This window comes from Erythrobacter sp. HKB08 (genome assembly GCF_004114695.1).
In the GTDB taxonomy this organism is placed as follows: domain Bacteria; phylum Pseudomonadota; class Alphaproteobacteria; order Sphingomonadales; family Sphingomonadaceae; genus Parerythrobacter_A.
Map to the genome: position 1 here is coordinate 178759 of NZ_CP035310.1, position 20055 is coordinate 198813.

The 20055-nt window shown below is 66.3% G+C and carries 17 protein-coding genes; 10 read left to right on the top strand and 7 right to left on the bottom strand.

Annotated elements, in window-relative coordinates:
* Positions 1–74: 74 nt before the first annotated feature.
* A complete protein-coding gene (locus tag EO245_RS00895) occupies positions 75–710 on the bottom strand; it encodes a TetR/AcrR family transcriptional regulator (protein ID WP_234026917.1) in 636 nt (211 codons plus the stop codon).
* A 109-nt stretch (positions 711–819) separates the two neighbouring features.
* On the opposite strand from EO245_RS00895, the gene EO245_RS00900 reads away from it, so the two are divergent.
* The 4 genes from EO245_RS00900 to EO245_RS00915 are packed head-to-tail and all read left to right on the top strand — an operon-like array spanning position 820 to position 5129.
* Positions 820–1953: an ABC transporter permease gene (locus EO245_RS00900; protein ID WP_128891164.1), complete on the top strand. Its 1134-nt coding sequence runs from the start codon at positions 820–822 to the stop codon at positions 1951–1953.
* Complete coding sequence (locus EO245_RS00905) at positions 1953–2696, top strand: ABC transporter ATP-binding protein (RefSeq protein WP_234026918.1); 744 nt, start codon at positions 1953–1955, stop codon at positions 2694–2696. Before EO245_RS00900 ends, EO245_RS00905 begins: the two co-directional genes overlap by 1 nt.
* Before the next feature lie 13 nt (positions 2697–2709).
* Entirely contained in the window at positions 2710–3696 is a 987-nt protein-coding gene (locus EO245_RS00910) for an efflux RND transporter periplasmic adaptor subunit (protein ID WP_128891165.1), read from the top strand.
* The gene (locus EO245_RS00915; protein ID WP_128891166.1) at positions 3696–5129 is read left to right on the top strand and encodes an efflux transporter outer membrane subunit; all 1434 of its coding nucleotides are present in this window, start codon (positions 3696–3698) and stop codon (positions 5127–5129) included. The genes EO245_RS00910 and EO245_RS00915 overlap by 1 nt, the downstream gene beginning before the upstream one ends.
* On the opposite strand, the gene EO245_RS00920 is transcribed toward EO245_RS00915, so the two are convergent.
* From EO245_RS00920 to EO245_RS00940, 5 genes are all read right to left on the bottom strand, one after another.
* Positions 5099–6076: a HupE/UreJ family protein gene (locus tag EO245_RS00920; RefSeq protein ID WP_234026919.1), complete on the bottom strand. Its 978-nt coding sequence runs from the start codon at positions 6074–6076 to the stop codon at positions 5099–5101. The two genes, EO245_RS00915 and EO245_RS00920, sit on opposite strands and share 31 nt — an antisense overlap.
* Complete coding sequence (locus EO245_RS00925) at positions 6073–6864, bottom strand: peptidyl-prolyl cis-trans isomerase (RefSeq protein ID WP_128891167.1); 792 nt, start codon at positions 6862–6864, stop codon at positions 6073–6075. The genes EO245_RS00920 and EO245_RS00925 overlap by 4 nt, the downstream gene beginning before the upstream one ends.
* Positions 6861–8837, bottom strand: coding sequence for a DUF3604 domain-containing protein (locus EO245_RS00930; RefSeq protein WP_128891168.1), 1977 nt, complete (start codon positions 8835–8837; stop codon positions 6861–6863). Before EO245_RS00930 ends, EO245_RS00925 begins: the two co-directional genes overlap by 4 nt.
* 97 nt (positions 8838–8934) lie before the next feature.
* Positions 8935–9537 carry an exopolysaccharide biosynthesis protein gene (locus EO245_RS00935; protein ID WP_128891169.1) on the bottom strand — a complete coding sequence of 201 codons (603 nt, stop codon included), beginning with the start codon at positions 9535–9537 and terminating at the stop codon, positions 8935–8937.
* Between the two features lie 62 nt (positions 9538–9599).
* Complete coding sequence (locus tag EO245_RS00940) at positions 9600–10049, bottom strand: MaoC family dehydratase (RefSeq protein WP_128891170.1); 450 nt, start codon at positions 10047–10049, stop codon at positions 9600–9602.
* Between the two features lie 115 nt (positions 10050–10164).
* On the opposite strand from EO245_RS00940, the gene putA reads away from it, so the two are divergent.
* The 6 genes from putA (at position 10165) to EO245_RS00970 (ending at position 17716) form a co-directional block, all read left to right on the top strand.
* Positions 10165–13287: a bifunctional proline dehydrogenase/L-glutamate gamma-semialdehyde dehydrogenase PutA gene (gene putA, locus EO245_RS00945; protein ID WP_199798665.1), complete on the top strand. Its 3123-nt coding sequence runs from the start codon at positions 10165–10167 to the stop codon at positions 13285–13287.
* A gap of 26 nt (positions 13288–13313) precedes the next feature.
* Complete coding sequence (locus EO245_RS00950; protein ID WP_128891171.1) at positions 13314–13829, top strand: hypothetical protein; 516 nt, start codon at positions 13314–13316, stop codon at positions 13827–13829.
* 80 nt (positions 13830–13909) lie between these two features.
* Complete coding sequence (dcd, locus tag EO245_RS00955) at positions 13910–14464, top strand: dCTP deaminase (protein ID WP_128891172.1); 555 nt, start codon at positions 13910–13912, stop codon at positions 14462–14464.
* A 21-nt stretch (positions 14465–14485) separates the two neighbouring features.
* Entirely contained in the window at positions 14486–15271 is a 786-nt protein-coding gene (locus EO245_RS00960) for an acyl-CoA thioesterase domain-containing protein (protein WP_128891173.1), read from the top strand.
* A 1-nt stretch (position 15272) separates the two neighbouring features.
* Positions 15273–16457: an acyl-CoA dehydrogenase family protein gene (locus EO245_RS00965; RefSeq protein ID WP_128891174.1), complete on the top strand. Its 1185-nt coding sequence runs from the start codon at positions 15273–15275 to the stop codon at positions 16455–16457.
* Between the two features lie 80 nt (positions 16458–16537).
* A complete protein-coding gene (locus EO245_RS00970) occupies positions 16538–17716 on the top strand; it encodes a trans-acting enoyl reductase family protein (RefSeq protein WP_128891175.1) in 1179 nt (392 codons plus the stop codon).
* 25 nt (positions 17717–17741) lie between these two features.
* Here EO245_RS00970 and EO245_RS00975 read toward each other — a convergent pair whose 3' ends face one another.
* On the bottom strand, positions 17742–19913 hold the full coding sequence (locus EO245_RS00975; RefSeq protein ID WP_128891176.1) for a TonB-dependent receptor: 2172 nt from the start codon (positions 19911–19913) through the stop codon (positions 17742–17744).
* Positions 19914–20055 lie beyond the last annotated feature (142 nt).

The window sequence follows — 20055 nt, forward strand, 5'->3', positions numbered from 1 at the left end:
CCTTTCGTAACCCCGATTATGTAGGATCAGGGGCGTGAATGACAAGTTGACGCGCGCGCGAAAGGCGTTTGCGACTACGCGTTATTCCGATCAGTCTTATCGAGGGCGTAGGCCTGGAGGAAAACCTCGACCGCGCCCGCGATGCGCTGGGCATTGCGTGCATGGTCGTTCCCGGCACCGAAACGGCGCTCCAGATCGCCCAGTCCCTTGCACATCGAGGCGAACTGTTCGGCGGCGAGTTCCGCATCCTCGACCTGCAATTCGCCGCTGTCGCGCATCGCCTCGATCAGCACGGTGAACGCGCGTTTCATCCGGCGCGGGCCGGCATCGAGGAATGCGATGCCTATGGCCGGCTCATGCTCGGTTTCCGCCGCGATCCGCCGTTCGAATTGCACCATCTCGTCGCGCGAGAGGAAGGCGACCATCGCTTCGCCGATCGCCGTGAGCCGTTCCCGCAGGCCGCCGCGCCCGATCGATTCGAGGCTGAAATGCCCGCGGATTTTCTCGCATTCGCGCTCGACCGCGGCAGTGAACAGCCCGCGCTTGTCGCCGAAGTGGTTGTAGACCGTCACCTTCGATACGCCTGCTTCGGCTGCGATCTGCTCGATTGCGGAGGCGGCGTATCCGTCGCGGAAGAACGCATCGGACGCAGCATCGACGATCGCCTCGCGCTTGGCGAGGTCGGTCGGTCGACCAGTCCTTTTCCGCAACTGAGTTGACAAAGTGAACGTCCCCGTTCAATTAAACGATACCGTTCAATAATGCGGTGAGTCGCTCGTACTTGCAACCCCGCCACCAGCACGAGGTTCCCCAGGGTCGATGATCTGGATTGCCATCCGCATGCTGACGGGCGACCGGCAGAAGTTCTACGGGCTGCTGTTCGGCATCGCCTTCTCGACCCTTCTCATCACCCAGCAGCTGACCATTTTCGTCAACCTGCTCGAGCGCGGGGCGAGCGGGGTCTACAATGTTTCCGAAGCGCAGGTCTGGGTAATGGACCCGGTCAGCCGCACGACCGACGTCGCCTATGCCATGCCCTCGACCGCGCTCGACCAGGTGCGCGGCGTCCCCGGTGTCGAATGGGCCGTGCCGCATATTCGCGGACAGGCTACCGTCAGGACCAAGGACGGCGATCTCGAGGGCGTTGCGATCATCGGCGTCGACGATGCGACGCTGATCGGCCTGCCCAAGAACATGGTCGAAGGCAGCACCGATGTGCTCTCCCAGCCGGACTCCGTCATCATCGACGATGTCGGCATGACCCGCATGTTCCCCGGCCAGAGCCCGATCGGCGAAAGGCTGGAGCTGAACGACCAGCGCGCCGTGATCCGCGGAATCGCCGATGCGATCCCCAGCTTCACCAGCACCGTCGTGCTCTACACCAAGTACAGCCAAGCGCTGCGCTACGTGCCCGGCACCCGCAACCGCCTCAGCTTCGTGCTCGTCGGCGTATCGGACGGCTCGACGCCCGCGGAAGTCGCAGAGAGGATCGAGCAGCAGACCGGCCTCAAGGCGCAGACGCGCGACGAATTCGCGAGCGACGGGGTGCAGTTCATCGTCGACAACACCGGCATCCCGTTCAACTTCGGCATCACCGTGCTGCTCGGCTTCATCGTCGGCGTGGCGATCGTCGGCCTGACCTTCAGCCTCTTCATCCGCGACAACATCAAGCAGTTCGGCGCATTGAAGGCGATCGGCGTGACCAATGGCAAGATCGCCCGCATGGTCGCCGCGCAGGCCGCGATGGTCGGCATCATCGGCTATGCGCTCGGCGTGCTCGGCACGGTCGGTTTCATCTTCATGTTTTCCGGCAACCCGACCTTCAAGGGCTTCTACATCCCCTGGCAAATCCCGCTCTTCTCGCTCGTGGCGATGGTGCTCATCATCCTCGTTACCGGCTTCATCGCCCTGCGCGGCGTGATGAAGACCGAACCGGCGGCGGTATTCCGCTGATGGGCACGAAGATGGATACCTCGGCCATCGGCGGCTGCGACCCGACTGCGGCGATTTGCACGCGCGGCGTCACGCGCGATTTCCAGGCCGGACAGCAGACGATCACCGTGCTTCACGGCATCGACCTCGAGGTGAAGGCGGGCGAGCTGACCTACCTCGTCGGGGAGAGCGGATCGGGCAAGACGACGCTCATCTCGATCATGTGCGGCATCCTGTGGCCGACGCTGGGTCATGTGCGCGTATTTGGGACCGACATCTACGGATTGTCCGACACTGACCTCGTCAATTTCCGCCTGCAGAACATCGGCTTCATCTTCCAGCAGTACAATTTGATCCCCGCGATCGATGCCGCCTCCAACGCCGCCGTCCCGCTGATCGCGCAGGGCATGCACCGGCACGAGGCGCGCGAGCGGGCTGTCGCCATGCTCGACAAGCTCAACATCGCGGACCAGGCGAACAAGCTGCCGAGCCAGCTTTCGGGCGGCCAGCAGCAGCGCGTCGCCATCGCCCGCGCGCTGGTCCACGAACCGCGCCTCGTGGTGTGCGACGAACCGACCGCCGCGCTCGATGCGAAGTCCGGCCGGCGCGTGATGGACCTGCTGCGCGAAGTCGCGGTGGCGGAAGACCGCGCCTGCATCATTGTCACCCACGACAACCGCATTTTCGACCTCGCCGACCGTATCCTCGTGCTCGAGGACGGGCGCATCACCCATGACGGCACCGAGATGCCGGACGATCACTAGGACCCGACAAGCCATGGCAATCCTCCCCGAAAACCTGAGCTTCAGCCGCAAGATCCTGCCGGTGATCGCCGTCGTCGGGCTTCTCCTCGCGGTAATTTTCATCTGGCGCGGCCTGCCCGATCGCGAGCTTTCCGAACCGGAGAACGACCCGCCGCGCGCGACCGGCGAACTAGCCAATTCCGCCCGCGTGGCCGGATCGGGCGTGGTCGAACCGTCAAGCGAGGTCATCGCCATCGGCACTGCGCTTTCCGGCCTCGTCACGGACCTGCGCGTTGCGCCGGGCGACCGCGTGACCAAGGGCCAGCCGCTCTTCAACGTCGACGATCGCGCCGCCCGCGCCCGCCTGCGTGAGGCGGAAGCCGCCATCGGCGAAGCGCGTGCCGCGATTGCCGAGGCGCAGACCGCGCGCAGCACGGCCCAGCAGCAGCTCGCGCTCTACCGCAATGTCGACGACCCGGCCGCCGTCAGCCGCGCCGAAGTGATCCGCGCCGAGGGCGAGGCCAATGCCGCCGCCCAGCGCCTCCAGCTCGCCCGCTCGCGTCTTGCTGCAGCCGAGGCCGCTGCCGGTAGTGCGCGGACCGAGCTTGGCCGCCTGACCGTGCGCGCGCCGATTTCGGGCGAGATCCTCGCGGTCAACATCCGCCCGGGCGAATATGTCTCGACCATGGGCGGCGGCAGTTCGCAGGCCTTCATCGAGATGGGACAGACGCAGCCGCTCTACGTGCGCATCGATATCGACGAATCCGAAGCGCCGCGCGTGAAGATGGGCGCGCCCGCATTCGTCGCGCCGCGCGGTGCATCCGATCGGCAGGTCGAGGCCAGCTTCGTGCGCGCCGAGCCGCTCGTCGTGCCCAAGCGATCGCTGACCAACAGCGCGTCCGAACGCGTCGATGTGCGCGTCTTGCAAGTGCTCTACGAGTTGCCCCAAACCGACGGCCTGTTCCGCGTCGGCCAGCAGGTCGATGCCTTCATTCCCGCCGTCGAAAGCGAGGCCGAGTGATGCGCCGCCTGTTCCTGGCTTCTGCGGGGAGCCTGGCGCTTGCGGCCTGCGTCGCGGGCCCGCCGCCGGAGATCGACACTGCGCCACCAGCATTGCCGCAAAGCTTCGCCTACCTGCCCGCCGATGCGGTCGCATCGCAAGTCGATACGCTGCTGCCGACCGGCGATCCCGCTTTTGCCGACCTGTCTGCCGCCGCGCTCGCCGATGCGCCCACGCTTGCCGAAGCTGCCGCGCGGGTCGAAGCGGCGCGGGCTGGCGCGGCTGGGGCCGGCGCGCGCCGCCTCCCCAGCGTTGGGGCTGGCGCATCGGTCACCGGGACACGCACCAACCCGGCCCAGTTCGGAACCAACCTGCCGCAGGGCATCGCCTTCGATACCGAGCGGGTGAGCTATGGCGCGAACCTGTCCGCTTCGTGGGATCCCGACCTGTTCGGGCGGCTACGGGCACAGGAACGCGCGGCCCTCGCCCGCGTCGATGCGGCAAGCGCGGAAGCCGCCGCCGTGCGCCTAGCGCTGCTTTCCGAAATCGCCGCTTCGGTGATCGACTGGCGCACGCTGGCCGCACGCGAGGATGCGCTTAGGCAGGACCTCGAAGCGGCCGAGCGGCTCGCCCAGCTTGCAGGTTCTCGCGAGCGGGCAGGGATCGCGCCGGGCTTCGACCGCGTGCGCGCCGAAAGCGCCGCCGAGGCGAGCCGCAGCCGGATCGCTGCGCTGGCAAGCGAGCGTGCACGGATCGTCGGGCGGCTCATCACGCTGACGGCTCAACCGGCGTCGCAGGTCCGCGCGAGCCTCGATCAACCCGCACCCGACCCTGCCCAGCCGCCGGCTCCGGCGACGCTCCCCTCGCAATTGCTCGCCAACCGACCCGACGTGCAGGCCGCTGCCGCGCGCCTCGCGGCGAGCGATGCCGATCTCTATGCAGCAGCCGCGCGGCGCTTCCCGCAATTCGACCTGTCGGCGACGCTCGGGTTGCTCGCCTTCGACCTCGGCGACCTGTTCGACAGCGATTCGATAGTCGGCTCGCTCACGGCAGGGCTGCTCGCTCCGATCCTCGACTTCGGCCGGATCGAGGCGGAAATTGATGGGGCTGCGGCCAACAAGCGTGGGGCGTTCCAAGGCTATCGCGGGGCGGTGTTCACCGCGCTCGGCGATGCGGAGGCGGGCTACGGGCTCGTCGTTGCAGCCGACAATGAACTTGCCGCCGCACAGCGCGAATTCGCATCGGCAGAGCGGGCCGCGAGCCTCGCCGACACGCGTTATCGCGCCGGCCTGTCCGACTTCCTCACCGTGCTCGAAGCGCGCCGCGCCGCCGATGCGAGCGGCGAGCGGGCAGCGGCCGCGCGTGGCCGTGCAGAGCGGGCGCGCGTGCTCTTGTGGCAGGCCTTGGGCGGCGGCGAGCTCGCTCAGCCGACGACGCGTTCGACCAGCCAGTAAGCGCCGGTGATCCCGATGCCGTAGCTCGCGACCCGGACCGCCGGGGCGAGCGCTCCATGCGCGATGCGGCGAACGGCTTCGAGAAGCAGCAGGACCAGCGCGACCACTAGGAGCTGCCCCGCCTCGACCCCGATATTGAAGGCGAGCAGCGCGGCGACGACCTCACCCTCGGGCAAGCCGATCTCGTTCAGCGCGCCCGCGAAACCGAAGCCATGGACGAGGCCGAACAGGAAGGCGACGACCCACGGCAGGCGCTGCGTCATTCCCTCCTCGCCGCGCTGGGCGCGCAGCACCTCCCACGCGAGGAACACGATGGAGAGTGCAATGATCGCCTCCACGGGCCGTGCGGGCAGCCCGACCAGCCCGAGCGAGGCGCCCGCCAAGGTGATCGAATGCGCCACGGTGAAGGCCGTCGCTGCGGCGACCACGCGCTTCCACCCGCGCACCAGCAGGACCAGCGCGATCACGAAGAGCAAATGGTCCCACCCGGCGAGGATGTGCTCGACGCCGAGGACGAAATAGGTCCGCCAGACATTGCCAGCGGGTGCTTCGACTTCGAGCACGGCGCTCGGCTGCGCGGCCGTGAGGCGCAGCGTGCGAATCTCGCTTTTCAGCGGCGCGATGCGCACCAGCATGTCCGCCTGGCCGAGCATTCCCGCCATGCCGATCGCCTGCCCTTCGATCGGCGCGGTGCAAGTGACTTCCGCGCTCCCGACAAGCGCGCCGACCCCCGCACCGACGGTCGGATCGCCCGCGAACTGGCAGACCTCGGGCAGGACGGGCAGCGGCGGCTCGCCGACCGGGGGCTGGTTGAGCGGCTGCTTCCACGCGAGGCGCCATTCACCCGGCGCGGTTTCGGTCCATTCCATGTAACCGGGCCGCAGATCGTCGGCCACGAGCGGTGTCGCAGCAACCAACGCGATCAGCAGGGCGACGAGCCATTTCACCGCTCGATCTCGACCTCGTATGCTTCGCGCAGGATGCGGTATCCCTCCTCGCGCCGGGCCTTCGCGGTATCGGCCTGCCAGTCGGCAAGGACGCGATCGCGAATTTGATCGAGCGGCGGGACTTCGCCCACTTGCCGTCCCGTGAGTTTCACCAGGTGCCAGCCGAAGCCGGAGGCGACCGGCCCCTGCCAGTCCTCGCCCGGCTCCATCGCTTCGAGCGAGCGGGTGAATGCCTCGCCGAAATGGCCGGCTACACGGCCGCGTTCCTGCATGACGAGCGAGGCTGGGAGCGAGATCGCCTCACCCTTACTCACCCCCGAAGCGAGAGCCGCCTCGGCCTGCGACCGTTCGGCGAAGTAGCGCTGCTCGAAACTGAAGCGCGCGTCCTCGGCGAAACGCGCGGCATGCGTATCGAGCCAGTCCTGCAGCACTTCGTCAGACGGCTGCGCGGTCTCGGCGGCGCTGTTGGCGAGATAGTCCATCTTGGTCGCCATCCGCTTGCGCACCACGGCATCGTCGCGGTCGAGCCCCAGTCGCAGCGCTTCGCGGTAGAGAACCTCCTCGCGCACGAATTGCTCGGTCAGCGCGTCGAGCTCCGCATCGGTCGGCGCGCGGCTCATCGTCTGTTCCCATTGGAGGGCGAGGCGTGCGCGGTCCTCTTTCGTGACGGTGATCGTGCGGCTCGCGGGATCGGCCTCTTCCCCGATCCACGCGAACAGGAGGAACAGCGCCGCACCGGCGGCGAGGAAATGGACCAGCGGTTCGCGCGTCCAGTTCGGCAGCGTCATCCGCGCCAGGGTGCGCGCCACACGCGCCGCGCTGCAGTCTGCGGTTCTGCCGGAGCCTCGCTTGTCGCCGGGCCGAGCCAGATGGGCGAGGTATAGGCACGTTCCTGCGCGACCGCGTCGGCCAGCGCATCCTCGCTCAGCTCGAAACCGAATTTCACCGCATCGAACAGCGGCCAGCGCGGTGTCGGGATCTCGAGCACGCGCACGTAGTAGAACGCCCGCTCGCCCTCGCGGTAGTCGGGATCGGTCCAGACGGCCGACAGCTCGGGCGCGCCGATGGTGTTGGTGTAGGTCGCATTGCTCCGGTCGACCGTGTCGCCGACCGCCGGGACCTTGCCCGCCACGCGGCGACGTTCGTCCATGTCGGACCAGACGACATCGTAGACCCGCTCCTGCGCATTGCCGCTCGCATCGGTCCAGCCCTTGACGATCTGAACCCGGTCGAGATGCGCGCCGTCGGGGTCTTTCAGGGCGGAGACGATGAAGGTCGGTGCCTCGCCCCGGTCGTCCAGCTCGCCGCCCATGGGCACGCCCGTCTCGTAGGCCGTCCTGACCCACTCGCCGCCGAGAGATTCTTCGTCCCAGCCGAAGCCGCCGAAGAAACGCACCACCATGCGCGGGCCGGTGGTCGCGTAGACTTCGCGCCGCATCATCGCATCGAAGATCGCGGCGCGCGTATTCGCCCGCGCCCACACCGCCGCATAGCCCCCGGCGAGGTAGTGCCAGCCATAACGCCCGTCTCGCGTGCCGAGGTTCTGCGCTTCATTGGCGCGGCCTTCCGTCGGCTCGTTACCGGTGTGCTTGCCGAAGAAATTGTCCTCGTCGCCGGTCGCCAGCGAAGTGTGGCTGTCGGTCGAGCCGATCATGCCGAACTTGTAGGGGTTCGCGCCCAGCTGCTGTTCGAGCGACAGGCCGCGCTTCAGCGCCTCGCGGACATATTCGCCGCCCAGCATGCTGTTGTCCTTGCGCGCGGTGAGCGGCAGGTTGCCCAATTCCCAGCCGACATTGCCGAAATTGGCGAACTCGTCGTTCGGCGAAAGAAAGGGGTGCGCTTCGCTGTCGCCCTTGATCTGCGTCACCTCGACCACCGGCTCGCGCTGGGCGCGCTTGCGGGCATAATCGGCGCTCATCGGACCGCCGTCGCTCATGGTGAGCTCGAACATCAGGCCGTTCGAGAGGTTCGAATTGTGCGGGATGGCAAGCACATTGCCGCCGGTCTTCGCCTCGTATCCGTCCATGTAGTCCCACAGCCCTTCCGGCGTGGTCGACAGGCCCGGATAGGGCAGCACCTGGCTGGTGCGGTCATAGCCGTCGCGGAACATGACCACGCGGTGCAGATTGTTGCCGTCGGGCATCAGCGTGTATTCGAAGCCCGCAAACGGCGTGAACTTGCCCGGCTCGTAATATTTGTCGATCGTCGCGAGGTGCGTCGTCCAGATGTCGCGCGTTGTCTCGGCGCTGCGTTCCGGATCGCGCAGGGCTGCGGGCAAAGTGCCGTCGGATGCCGCGGTGATAAGCTCGGCGATTGCGCGCTGCGACTGCTCGGGCGATTCATGCATCATGTCGTGCCAGCGCAGCAGCGTCGGGTCCTGGATCGCGACGCGCGGGGCATCGTAGAGGCGGCGGGTCGCGCCGAGGCCGTCGGAGTGGTCGGCGATGACGAGGAAGTCGAGCGGCCGGCTCAATTGCGCCTCGATCCCGGTCGTGGAAGTGACCTTGTCGCCGCGGGCGAACTTGAGCGCCTCTGCCGGGCCGAGCCGCGTGCCGAAGCCGAAGGCATCGACCGAATTGTCGGTGTGGAGATGGGTATCGCCCCAGAAGACCTGCTCGGGATATTCCGTTAGCTCGATCGCGGCTTCGGCATCGGCCAGTTCGCGCGCCGTCGCTTCCGGATCGTCACGCGTCAGCCAGTAGACGATGCCGCCGGCCAGCAGGATCGCAAGGACCGCGATCGCCCATTTCTTGAGCTTCATGAAAAAGCCCCTCCCTATCTCCCGCGTCCCTGCCGCGCAGTTTGCCTGCGTCGACGGGGCGAAGATGACAGAAGGTGCGCGCCAGTCAAGCGAGGTGCTAGCCGCCTCCGCCGCCGGAAAGGACGGTCGTGAAGACGAGGTAGATCGAGCCGATGCTGAGTGCGCCTGCGATCAGCGTCAGCAGGCCGTCGCGCATCAGGAGGGCAAGCCCGAAGGCGGCGATCGCCATCATCGGTGCAGAGCTGGCGAAGGGGACCACTTCGAGCGGCGGGACCATGGCGCACAGGGCAATGATGATCAGCGCCTGCGCCCGAACCGGCCAGCCGTGAGTGAGCGATTGCAGGCGCTTGTGGAACAGCGAGTCGATCTTTTCCGCCGTGCCCTCCAGCCGTTCGGCGAAGGCGCCGATCTTCTTGCTCTTCACCTTCCGGTTCTGGACGAAAGCGGGCAGCCAGATGTGCTTCTTGCCGAAGAGGATCTGGACCGCGATCAGCGCAATGAGGACGGCAAGGCCGGTCGGAACGCCGGGGATACCGCCGAGCGGGCTGAATTCGAGCAGCGGCAGCAAGACCAGGAACGGGCCATAGCTACGCGAACCGAACTCATCGAGCGCATCGCCGAGAGAGACTTTCTCCTTCTCCTCGGCGAGGTGCTCGACGCCTTCGATCATGTCTTCGAGGTTCTGCGGATCCTTCGACATGCGGCCTCCTTGGGCTCTCAACGCACGAAAAACCGAGTCGGCACCCGCGTCGCTGGCGGGGGTCAGCCCGACTTCTTGAGCAGCGCCGATCGCAGGCAGCGGCAGACGACCTCGTCGCGCTGGTTGATAGCCTCGTGAGTGAAAGTGACGATGCCGGCATCGGGCCGCGATTTCGACGTGCGAAGCTCGGTCACCTCGCTCGTCGCGCGCAGCGTGTCGCCGAGGAAAACGGGCTTCGGCATAACCAGCTTGTCGTAGCCGAGATTGGCGACCAGCGTGCCGAGCGTCGTGTCCCCGACCGACAGGCCGACCATCAGCGAAAACGTAAAAGTGCCGTTGACGAGAATCTGGCCGAATTCCGATGCCTTGGCCGCCTCGACATCGAGGTGCAGCGGCTGCGGATTATGCGTCAGCGTCGTGAAGAAGAGGTTGTCCGCCTCGGTCACTGTGCGCCGGATTTCGTGCTCGATCCGGTCCCCAACCTGCCATTCGTCGAAAAAGCGCCCGGCCACGGCCTGTCTCCCTTGTGATGCGTTCCACATCCCATGGTCACGCTAGGCCTTGAACGCAACCGTGCGCGGGTCCAAGTCGGTCGAAATCGTTACACTCGAAACCAATGAGTCGGAATTGACCAAGCTTGCACCCCTCGACCGTACCGCCATTCGCCTCGCCTATCGCCAGGAGGAGGAGGCCTGCATCGAGGAGCGCCTGCGCCAGGCGGCGCCGGTCGCGAAGCTGCATGACGAGACCCAGCCGCTCGCCGAAGCGCTGATCGAGCGCGCGCGCGAGGACAAGGCGACGGGGATCGACGCGTTCCTCCACCAGTTTGGCCTCGATACCGAGGAAGGCATCGCGCTGATGTGCCTCGCCGAGGCGCTGCTGCGCGTACCCGACAGCCCGACCGCCGACGCGCTGATCCGCGACAAGATCGGCGATATCGACTGGTCGGAACATCTCGGCGAAAGCTCGTCCACCTTCGTCAACGCGGCGACCTTCTCGCTGATGCTGACGGGCGAGGTTCTCGAGCGTCCGGAAGAACACCAGCGCGGCATGGGCCGCACGCTGCGCGGCGCGATGAACCGGCTCGGCGAACCGGTCATCCGCAAGGCGACGCTGCAAGCGATGAAGATCCTCGGCGGGCAGTTCGTCTTCGGCCGCACGATCGACGAAGCGCTCAAGCGCGCCGCCCCGGAACGCAAGCAGGGGCTGACGCACAGTTTCGACATGCTCGGCGAAGCGGCGATGACGATGCGCGATGCGGAACGCTATCGCCTGTCCTACGAGCGCGCGATCGAACGCGTGGCCAGGGCCGCACAGGGCGGGATCGAACGCTCGCCCGGCATCTCGGTCAAGCTGTCCGCGCTCTACCCGAAATACGATTTCTACCACCGCGACGCCGCGGTCGCGCATCTGGTGCGCGTGGTGAAGGAACTTGCCCTCGCCGCGCGCGATGCGGACGTGCACTTCACCATCGATGCCGAGGAAGCCGAGCGGCTCGAAGTCTCGCTCGACGTGATCGAGGCGCTCGCGGCCGACGACGAGCTGTTCCAGGGCGGCTGGGCCGGCTTCGGCCTCGCCATCCAGGCCTATTCCAAGCGCGCCGCTCCGCTGTGCGACTGGACGGTGAAACTCGCCCGCCGCTTCGACCGACGTTTCATGGTCCGCCTCGTCAAGGGCGCCTACTGGGATACCGAAATCAAGCTGAGCCAGGTCGGCGGCTACACCGACTACCCGGTCTTCACGCGCAAGGTCGCGACCGACGTGTCCTACCTCGCCTGCGCGGCGAAGCTGCTCGATGCGCCCGACACCATCTACCCGGCCTTTGCGACGCATAACGCCTATACCGTTGCCGCGATCAAGTCGCTGGTGGCGGAGCGCAATTACGATGCCCCCTTCGAGTTCCAGCGCCTGCACGGCATGGGCGAAGACATCTACGGCGCGCTCGCACAGATGGAGCGTAACGACCGGACGCCGGTGCGCATCTACGCGCCGGTCGGCAACCACAAGGACCTGCTCGCCTATCTCGTGCGCCGCCTGCTCGAGAACGGGGCGAACAGTTCCTTCGTCAACCGCATGGCCGATGCCGACGTGCCTGCCTCCGAACTCGCGACCGATCCGGTGGCCGAGCTCGCCGCGCTCGAACCGCGCCGCAACCCGAATATACCGCTTCCGGCTGACATTTTTCCCAACCGCCGCAACAGCGCGGGGATCGACCTGGCAGACCCGCTGGTGCGCGAGCCGCTGCTGGATCGGCTGGCGGAGCTCGATAGCGTGCACTGGCATGCCGAACCGACCTTCCTCTCCGACGAGGAAGGCGAGACCGCCCCGATCAACAAGCCGCAGGACCTGTCGGACGAGGTCGGCACGCGGCGCGATTCAACCCCGGCGGAAGTCGAATATGCCATCGGCAAGGCGCTCGAAATCCAGCCGGGCTGGAACCGCCTGGGCGGAGAGAGGCGCGCGCTGCTGCTCGAAGAAGCGGCCGACATGTTCGAAGCGCATACCGACGAGTTTCTCTCGTTGTGCCAGCGCGAGGCGGGCAAGACGCTGCTCGACGCAGTGCTCGAACTGCGCGAGGCGGTCGACTTCCTGCGCTATTACGCGGGCGAGGCGCGCCGCCTGTTCAGCGAGCCGCTGATCCTTCCCGGCCCGACGGGCGAGGAGAACCGCATGTCGCTCGCCGGGCGGGGCGTTTTTGCCACGATCAGCCCGTGGAACTTCCCGCTCGCGATCTTCATCGGCCCTGCCGCCGCAGCGCTCGCCGCGGGCAATACCGTTGTCGCCAAGCCGGCTGAGCAGACGCCGCTCATCGCCGCGCTTGCGGTGAAGCTATGCCACGAGGCAGGCATCCCGCAGGAAGTGTTCCAGCTGCTGCCCGGCGCGGGCGATGTCGGCCAGTGGATCACCTCGGACCCGCGCATCGCGGGCGTCGCCTTCACCGGCTCGACCGAAACCGCGCAGGCGATCAACCGCAGCCTCGCCGCACGCGAGGGGCCGATCGCGACCTTCATCGCCGAGACCGGCGGACAGAACGCCATGATCGTCGACAGCTCGGCCCTGCCCGAACAGGTCACGCGCGACGTCGTGGCGAGCGCTTTCCAGAGCGCGGGCCAGCGCTGCAGCGCGCTGCGCATGCTCTACCTGCAGGACGATATCGCCGACGAAATGATCGAGATGATCAAGGGCGCCTTCGAAACGCTCGAGATCGGCGATCCCTCCGTGCTCAAGACGGATGTCGGCCCGGTGATCGACCCCGACGCCAAGGCCGCGCTCGAACGCCACGTCGCGCGCCGCAAGAAGGCCGGGCGCACCGTGTGGCGGCGCAAGCTGCATCGCGGCGCCAATGCAGGCTGCTTCGTCGCGCCGACAATCATCGAGCTCGATTCGATCCTCGATTTGAAGCGCGAGAACTTCGGCCCAGTGCTGCATATCGCGCGCTTCAAGGGAGAGGACCTCGGCAAGGTCGTCGATGACATCAACGCGACCGGCTACGGCCTTACGCTCGGCCTGCACAGCCGCATCGATGCAGTGCGCGCCTATGTGGAATCACGCGCCCGGGTCGGCAATTTCTACGTCAACCGCAACCAGATCGGCGCAGTGGTGGAAAGCCAGCCCTTCGGCGGCGACGGCCTTTCCGGCACCGGTCCGAAGGCGGGCGGCCCGCACTATGTCGCCCGTTTCGCGAGCGAGCGCGTCGTCAGCATCGACACGACCGCGGCGGGCGGCAATGCAAGCCTGCTTGCGAGTTGATAGCCCGATCCGGTAAAGGGGCGGCCGTGCAGAAACTGGTCGCCATCCTTCTCGCCGTCATCTCGCTCGGCTGGTCGATGCCCGCCGCGGCGGACGTCGAGCTCAGCTTTCACAGCTACGGCGGGGGGCTGTTCAGCGGCCGATATCCCCATGCCTTCATCGTCATGCAAGGCACGCTGGAAAAGAGCGGCACGGCGGTGAACGAGAATTACGGCTTCACCGCGAAAGAGGTGACTCCGGCGATCCTGCAGGGTCCGGTCGATCACGACATCATGGTCGAGAAGGCCGACTATATCCGCAAGACCAGGCGGCATTTCACGGTAAAGCTGAGCGATGCCGAATACTGGCGCATCCGCAAGGAGGTCGCCGCGTGGCGCAATTCGCCGGGCAAGGGATACGATCTCGACAAGCGCAATTGCCTCCATTTCGTCGGAGCGATGGCGAATATCGTCGGCCTGAAAGTGAGCTATCCGCAGAGCATGCTGCGCAAGCCGAAGAAGTGGCTCGACCACGTGAAGAGCCTCAACCCGCAGCTTCGCTGACCTGCGACAAGCCATGCACGGGCGGGGACAATCCGCGCGTACCGCTTGCCCTCCATGAGCCCTTCGGGAATCCCTGTCGCATGGCGATTCTTTCCGACAAGTGGATCCGCGACAAGGCGCTCAACGAAGGCATGATCGAGCCTTTCGTCGAGGCGCAGCGCCGCGAGGGGTGCATTTCCTACGGCCTGTCGAGCTACGGCTACGACGCGCGCGTCGCGCCCGAGTTCAAGATTTTCACCAATGTCGACAGCGCAGTCGTCGATCCGAAGGATTTCGCCGCCAACAGCTTCGTCGACCGGGAAACCGACGTATGCGTCATCCCGCCCAACAGCTTCGCGCTTGCCCGCACGGTCGAATATTTCCGCGTGCCCGAAGACGTGCTGGTGATCTGCCTCGGCAAGAGCACCTATGCGCGCTGCGGCATCATCGTGAACGTCACCCCGCTCGAGCCGGGCTGGGAGGGGCACGTGACGCTGGAGTTTTCCAACACCACGCCGCTGCCTGCGAAAATCTACGCCAACGAGGGCGCGTGCCAGTTCCTCTTCCTCAAGGGCAACGAACGCTGCGAGACGAGCTACAAGGACCGCGCGGGCAAATACATGGGCCAGCGCGGCGTCACCCTGCCGAGGCTCTGAGAGAGAGGACGGCGGACGGGGATGAGCGCAGCCAACTATCCTTTCTGGCGCGTCGTCCCGAATGACCGGCCCGGCCAATTCGTCCTCCCCGTCATGCCGCCTGCGACCGCCGGTCCGGACGGTGCGCCGCATGTCATGGGCGGTGTCGCGCTCGCCGCAGCGATCGATGCGATGGAACTCGACAGCGAGTTGCCGCTGCTCTGGGCGAACATCCAGTTCCTCAGCCCGACGACCCATGCGGAAGAAATGCACGTACGGTGTGAACAGCGCGGCGGCGGGCAGTCGGTCGCGCAATATGGGGCAGCAATCGAGCTCAACGGGCGGCAGACGCACCGTGTCTCGGCTGCACTGGGAGCGCGCGAGCCGGCCGAGCAGCACATTTTCGCCGCCATGCCCGACATGCCTTCGCCCGAAGAGAGCACGCCCTATGAAATAGAGGGCCGCGCACCGGGCGGGCTGATCGACCAGATCGAATACCGCGTCGCGCGCGAGGACAACGAGGCTGGGCTCCACGCCATCTGGACCCGTTCGCGCGCAGGCTTCGCGATCGATGTCGGCTGGGTCGCGATCGTCTCCGACTTTTTCCTCGGCGCACATCCGCGCTCGCGCGGCGGTTCGAGCCTCGATGCGACGCTGCGTTTCGTGCAGGGAGCGGATGCCGGATGGATGCTTTCGGTAACGCAGCTCGCTGCTTTCGACCGAGGTGTCGTACACGGCTCGGCGCGGCACTTCTCGCAAGACGGCAAGCTGCTCGCCATATCGAGCCAGACCGGCGTACTGCCGCGCATCCCGCTGATGGAGGGCTGAGATGACCGCACCCCCGTTCGACCAGTGGCGCGCCCGTTCGCCGCATTATGACGAGACGCACGAGGCCGTGTGCCAGAGCGTGCGCGCCTTCGTCGCAAAGGAAATCATGCCGCATGTCGACGAGTGGGAAGCGGCGGGCGAATTGCCGCGCGACCTGCATCGCAAGGCGGCCGAGGCCGGGCTCATCGGCCTCGGCTATCCCGAACGGCTCGGCGGCAGCGGAACGATGGAGGAGCGCGGCTTCGACATATTTCACTCGCTCGTCCAGTCGGAGGAAATGTGCCGCCCCGGCGCGGGCGGTATCCCGGCATCGCTGTTCATCCACGGCATCGGCCTGCCGCCGATCGTCGCGATGGGCAGCGAGGAATTGCAACAGCGCATCGCTCCGCAGGTGCTTAGCGGCGAGAAGATCATCTGCCTCGGCATTACCGAGCCCGGCGGCGGGTCGGACGTCGCGAACCTGAAGACCAAGGCGGAGCGGCGCGGCGACCATTACGTGGTCAACGGCGCGAAGACGCTCATCACTTCCGGAATGCGGGCCGACTACATCACGCTCGCCGTGCGTACCGGAGATGAGGGCATGGGCGGCATCTCGCTGCTGCTGGTCGAGACGGACCGCAAGGGCATCACCCGCACCCCGCTCGCCAAGATGGGCTGGCATGCATCCGACACGGCGACGATCCATTTCGACGATGTCGAAGTGCCGGTCGAGAACTTGGTCGGGCCGGAGAATGCGGGCTTCGGCGGGATCATGCGCAACTTCAATGGCGAGCGGCTCGGCATGGCGCAGCAGGCGGCGGCCTATGCGCGAATCTGCTACGAGGATGCGCTGGACTGGGCGCGGGAGCGCGAGACCTTCGGGCGCCCGCTCGTCACGCGGCAAGCGATCCGCCACAAGCTCGCGCGGATGCTGCAGATGATCGGCGCGACGCAGGCGATGATCGACCACGCCGCCTGGACGGTGAAGAACGACTGCGCCTTCCCCGGCGATTTCGCGCTGCTCAAGGTGCAGGCGACGCAGACCATGGAATATTGCGCGCGCGAGGCGTGCCAGATCCTCGGCGGTGCGAGCTTCGTGCGCGGCGGCCGGGTCGAGCGCATCTACCGCGAGGTTCGCGTCATGGCGATCGGCGGCGGGTCGGAGGAGATCATGTACGATCTCGCCAGCCGCCAGTTCGGCTTCTGAGCACCGCCCCGCCCTTGCCGTAGCGGCTTTGACTCTGCCGCGGCGCACGCGCATGTGTCGGCGCAGAGGAGATCAGACACATGAGCAAGCAGAACCGCGAATTCGACATCGTCGTCTACGGTGCCACCGGCTACACCGGCCGCCTCGTCGCCGAGCATTTCGTGCGCGAATATTCGGGCAAGGAAGGCGCGCCCAAATGGGCCATGGCAGGGCGCAACAAGTCCAAGCTCGAGGACGTGCGCGACCTGATCGGTGCCCCGGCTGACACGCCGCTGATCGTCGCCGATGCGGACGATCCCGACAGCCTGACCAAGATGTGCGAAAGCACCAGGGTCGTGCTCACCACCGTCGGCCCCTACCAGCTCTATGGCGACGAGCTGGTCGAAACCTGCGCGCGCGTCGGGACCGATTATGCCGACCTGTGCGGCGAGCCGGGCTGGATGCGCGAGATGATCGACCGCCACCACGATCTTGCCAAGGCAAGCGGTGCGCGGATCTGCTTCTCCAGCGGGTTCGATTCCATTCCCTTCGACCTCGGCGTCTACATGCTGCAGAAGCATGCGAAGGAGAAGTTCGGCAAGCCGGCGCCGCGCGTCAAAGGCCGTGTGCGCGCCATGCAGGGCACCTTCTCTGGCGGCACGGCGGCCAGCCTGACCGCGACGATGAAGTCGGTCGCCAAGAACCCCAAGCTGATCCCCATCTTGCAGAGCCCCTTCGGCCTCACGCCGGGCTTCGAAGGCCCCTCGCAGCCGATGGGCCTGGTGCCGGAATACGACAAGGAACTCGGCAAGTGGGCCGCGCCCTTCATCATGGCGACGATCAACACCAAGAACGTCCACCGCACCAATTTCCTGCGCGGCTTCCCCTATGGCGAGGATTTCAAATACGACGAGATGATGCTCACCAGCCCGGGCGAAGCGGGCAAGGCTGCCGCCGATGCAGTGGTTGAAATGCTCAAGAACCCGTTCGGTGCGAAGCCGCCCAAGCCGGGTGAAGGCCCGAGCGAGGAGGAGCGCGAGAACGGCTTTTACGACGTGCTCTTCGTCGGCGAAATGCCGGGCGGCGAGACGATCAAGTACGGCGTGAAGGGCAAGTACGATCCGGGCTACGGCTCGACCAGCCGGATGCTGGCCGAAACCGGTATGGCCCTGCTCGAAAGCGATGCCGAAGGCGGCATCGGGACGCCCGGCTCATTCCTCGGCGAGGAACTGGTCGAGCGGCTCGAGGAGCACGCCGAAATCAGCTTCGCGGTCGAGTGATCGCGCAGGCAAGTGGTGCGGGCCGCTAGAAGCTGGCCCGCACGCTGAGCTTGAAATTGCGCCCGGCGAGCGGGACGAAATCCTTCGTGAAGCTCGCGTGGCGGCGACCTTCGGCATCGAAGATATTGTCCGCCTGCAGCAGCACGGTGACATTGTCCTGCCCGACGATCGGCTTCCACGCGATCGACGCATTCACATGCGCGAAGCTGTCGGTCGGCGTTTCGAACGGGGCGACACTGTTCTGGCTGTCGAACCACTGAACCTCGACGCGCCCGTCGATGCGCGAGGTCTGGGCCTCGAGCGCGCCGAGCAGGCTGAGCGGCGGGATGCGCGGGATCGGCGTCCCGTCTGCAAGCTCCGCCTTGATGTAATCGCCGCGCAGGTCCGCCGCGAGCGTCACGTCGCTGCTGTCGAACAGCGTCAGGTAGATCTGCCCCTCGATACCGAAATAGTCGGCATCCGACTGGCGATAGAGGAACACCGGCAGGTCGTCCTCTTCGGCGCCGGTGGCGGTGAGGTAGATGTAGTCGTCGAACCAGTTCTGGTAGATCGCGAAATTGAGGCTCGCCGGGCCAACACGGCCGCGCACGAATGCCTCGAGGCCCCACGCGCTTTCGGTGGAAAGGTTGGGGTCGCCAATCTCGAATGCCTGCGTCGCGATATGCGGGCCGTTCGAGAGTAGCTCTTCCGCGCTCGGTGCACGTTCGGCGCGGCTGCCGTTGAGGCCGAAGCGCAGGCCGTTGTCGGTCTCATGCGCAATGCCGAGCGCGCCGGAGAAGGTGTCGAAGCTCCGCTCGAAGCCGACTACCTGCGATTCCACGTCGGTCGTCTCGTAGCGACCTGCGGCTTCGAGCTGGACGGGACCGAAAAGGAACTCCTGCAGCGCAAAGACCGCGAACTGGTCGGTACGGTTCTTCGGCACATAGGCTTCCGCCCCTGCAGCATCGAAGTCGCGGAAGTAGTACTGCGTGCCGATCGAGCCGATCCAGCCGCCGCGGTCGTTCTGCTCGAGCACCGCGCGGGCCTCGAGGCCCTGCACGTCGAACACCGTGCCGACTTCGTCGCCTTCGAATTCGGTGTGGGTGTAGTCGGAATAGCCGACGCGCGTGTTGAGCGCCTTGAAAAACCCGTCACCGAGCGCGAGGCGGCCACGCATGTCGGCGCGGAACTGCCTGAGGTCGATCGAGACGCGCTCTTCGCCTTCCTCTTCACCGCCAGCTTCTTCGCCGCCTTCTTCCTCGCCGTGATGGTGGCCTGCGCCCGGGCGGCCCGGCACGCCGTAATTGGTGTCGTACCAGCCGATCGAGGCGCCGAGGTTGCTGTCGCCCTCGAAGAAGGCGAAGCCGGTGTTGAAAGTCCAGGTGCGGGTTGCGCTATTGGGCAGGAAGCCGCGCTGGCCGGCAGCTTCGCGAAGCTCGTCGGCTTCCTCGAATTCGCCTTCGGCTTCTTCCTCGGCGGCTTCTTCGAGCAATTCGGCGCGCAGGCTGTCGGAGATGGTGAAACCCGGCACTTCGACATCGTCGGTGTCGCGCCAGCTGCCGTCGAAATGGACGACGAAACGGTCGGCGAAGGGGATGTCGAGCGATGCACCGCCTTCGCGCAGGTCGTAGGCGGTATCGGCCGAAGCGGTCAGGTCGAGATGGAACGGCTCGTTCAGCGGGCGCTGCGGTATGCGCTTGTCGATGATGTTGACCGCGCCGCCGATCGCCTGGCTGCCGAACAGCAGGACGGCGGGGCCGCGCAGCACTTCGATGCGCTCGGCGGTCAGCGGGTCGATAGTCGTCGCATGGTCGACCGAAGTGTTCGACACGTCGATCGCACCGATCCCATCGACCAGCACGCGCACGCGCTCGCCCTGAAAGCCGCGCAGAACCGGGCGCGATGCACCGGGCGAGAAGCTGGTCGCGGAGACGCCGGGCAAATCGACCAGCACTTCGCCGATCTGAGTGTCGAGGCTGCGCTGCAGTTCGACGCCTTCGACCACGCTCGTTCCGGCAAGAACGTCGAGCTGGGTCACACCGATTGCACTGACGACGATCTCGCCGCGCTCGTCGACACGGCGCGAGTGGAAATCGTCTTCGGGCGCATCTTCGCTCGCGACCGGCGCTTCCGGCTGTTCCTGTGCGGCAGCCGGAGCGGCGGCCATGAGAGCGAGCGTGGAAATCGAAGTCAGGGCAAGACTGCGGGAAAAGGTCATCTCTGATCCTGAATGTTACAACATTACGCGGCGAGGTAGCGATACGAGCGCCAATGGCAAGCGATTCATCGACGAACGGCTTGCCCAAGGCGGTAAATGTCCTCGCGCAATCCTAGAGAGGCCGGATGAACCCGGCATGGCC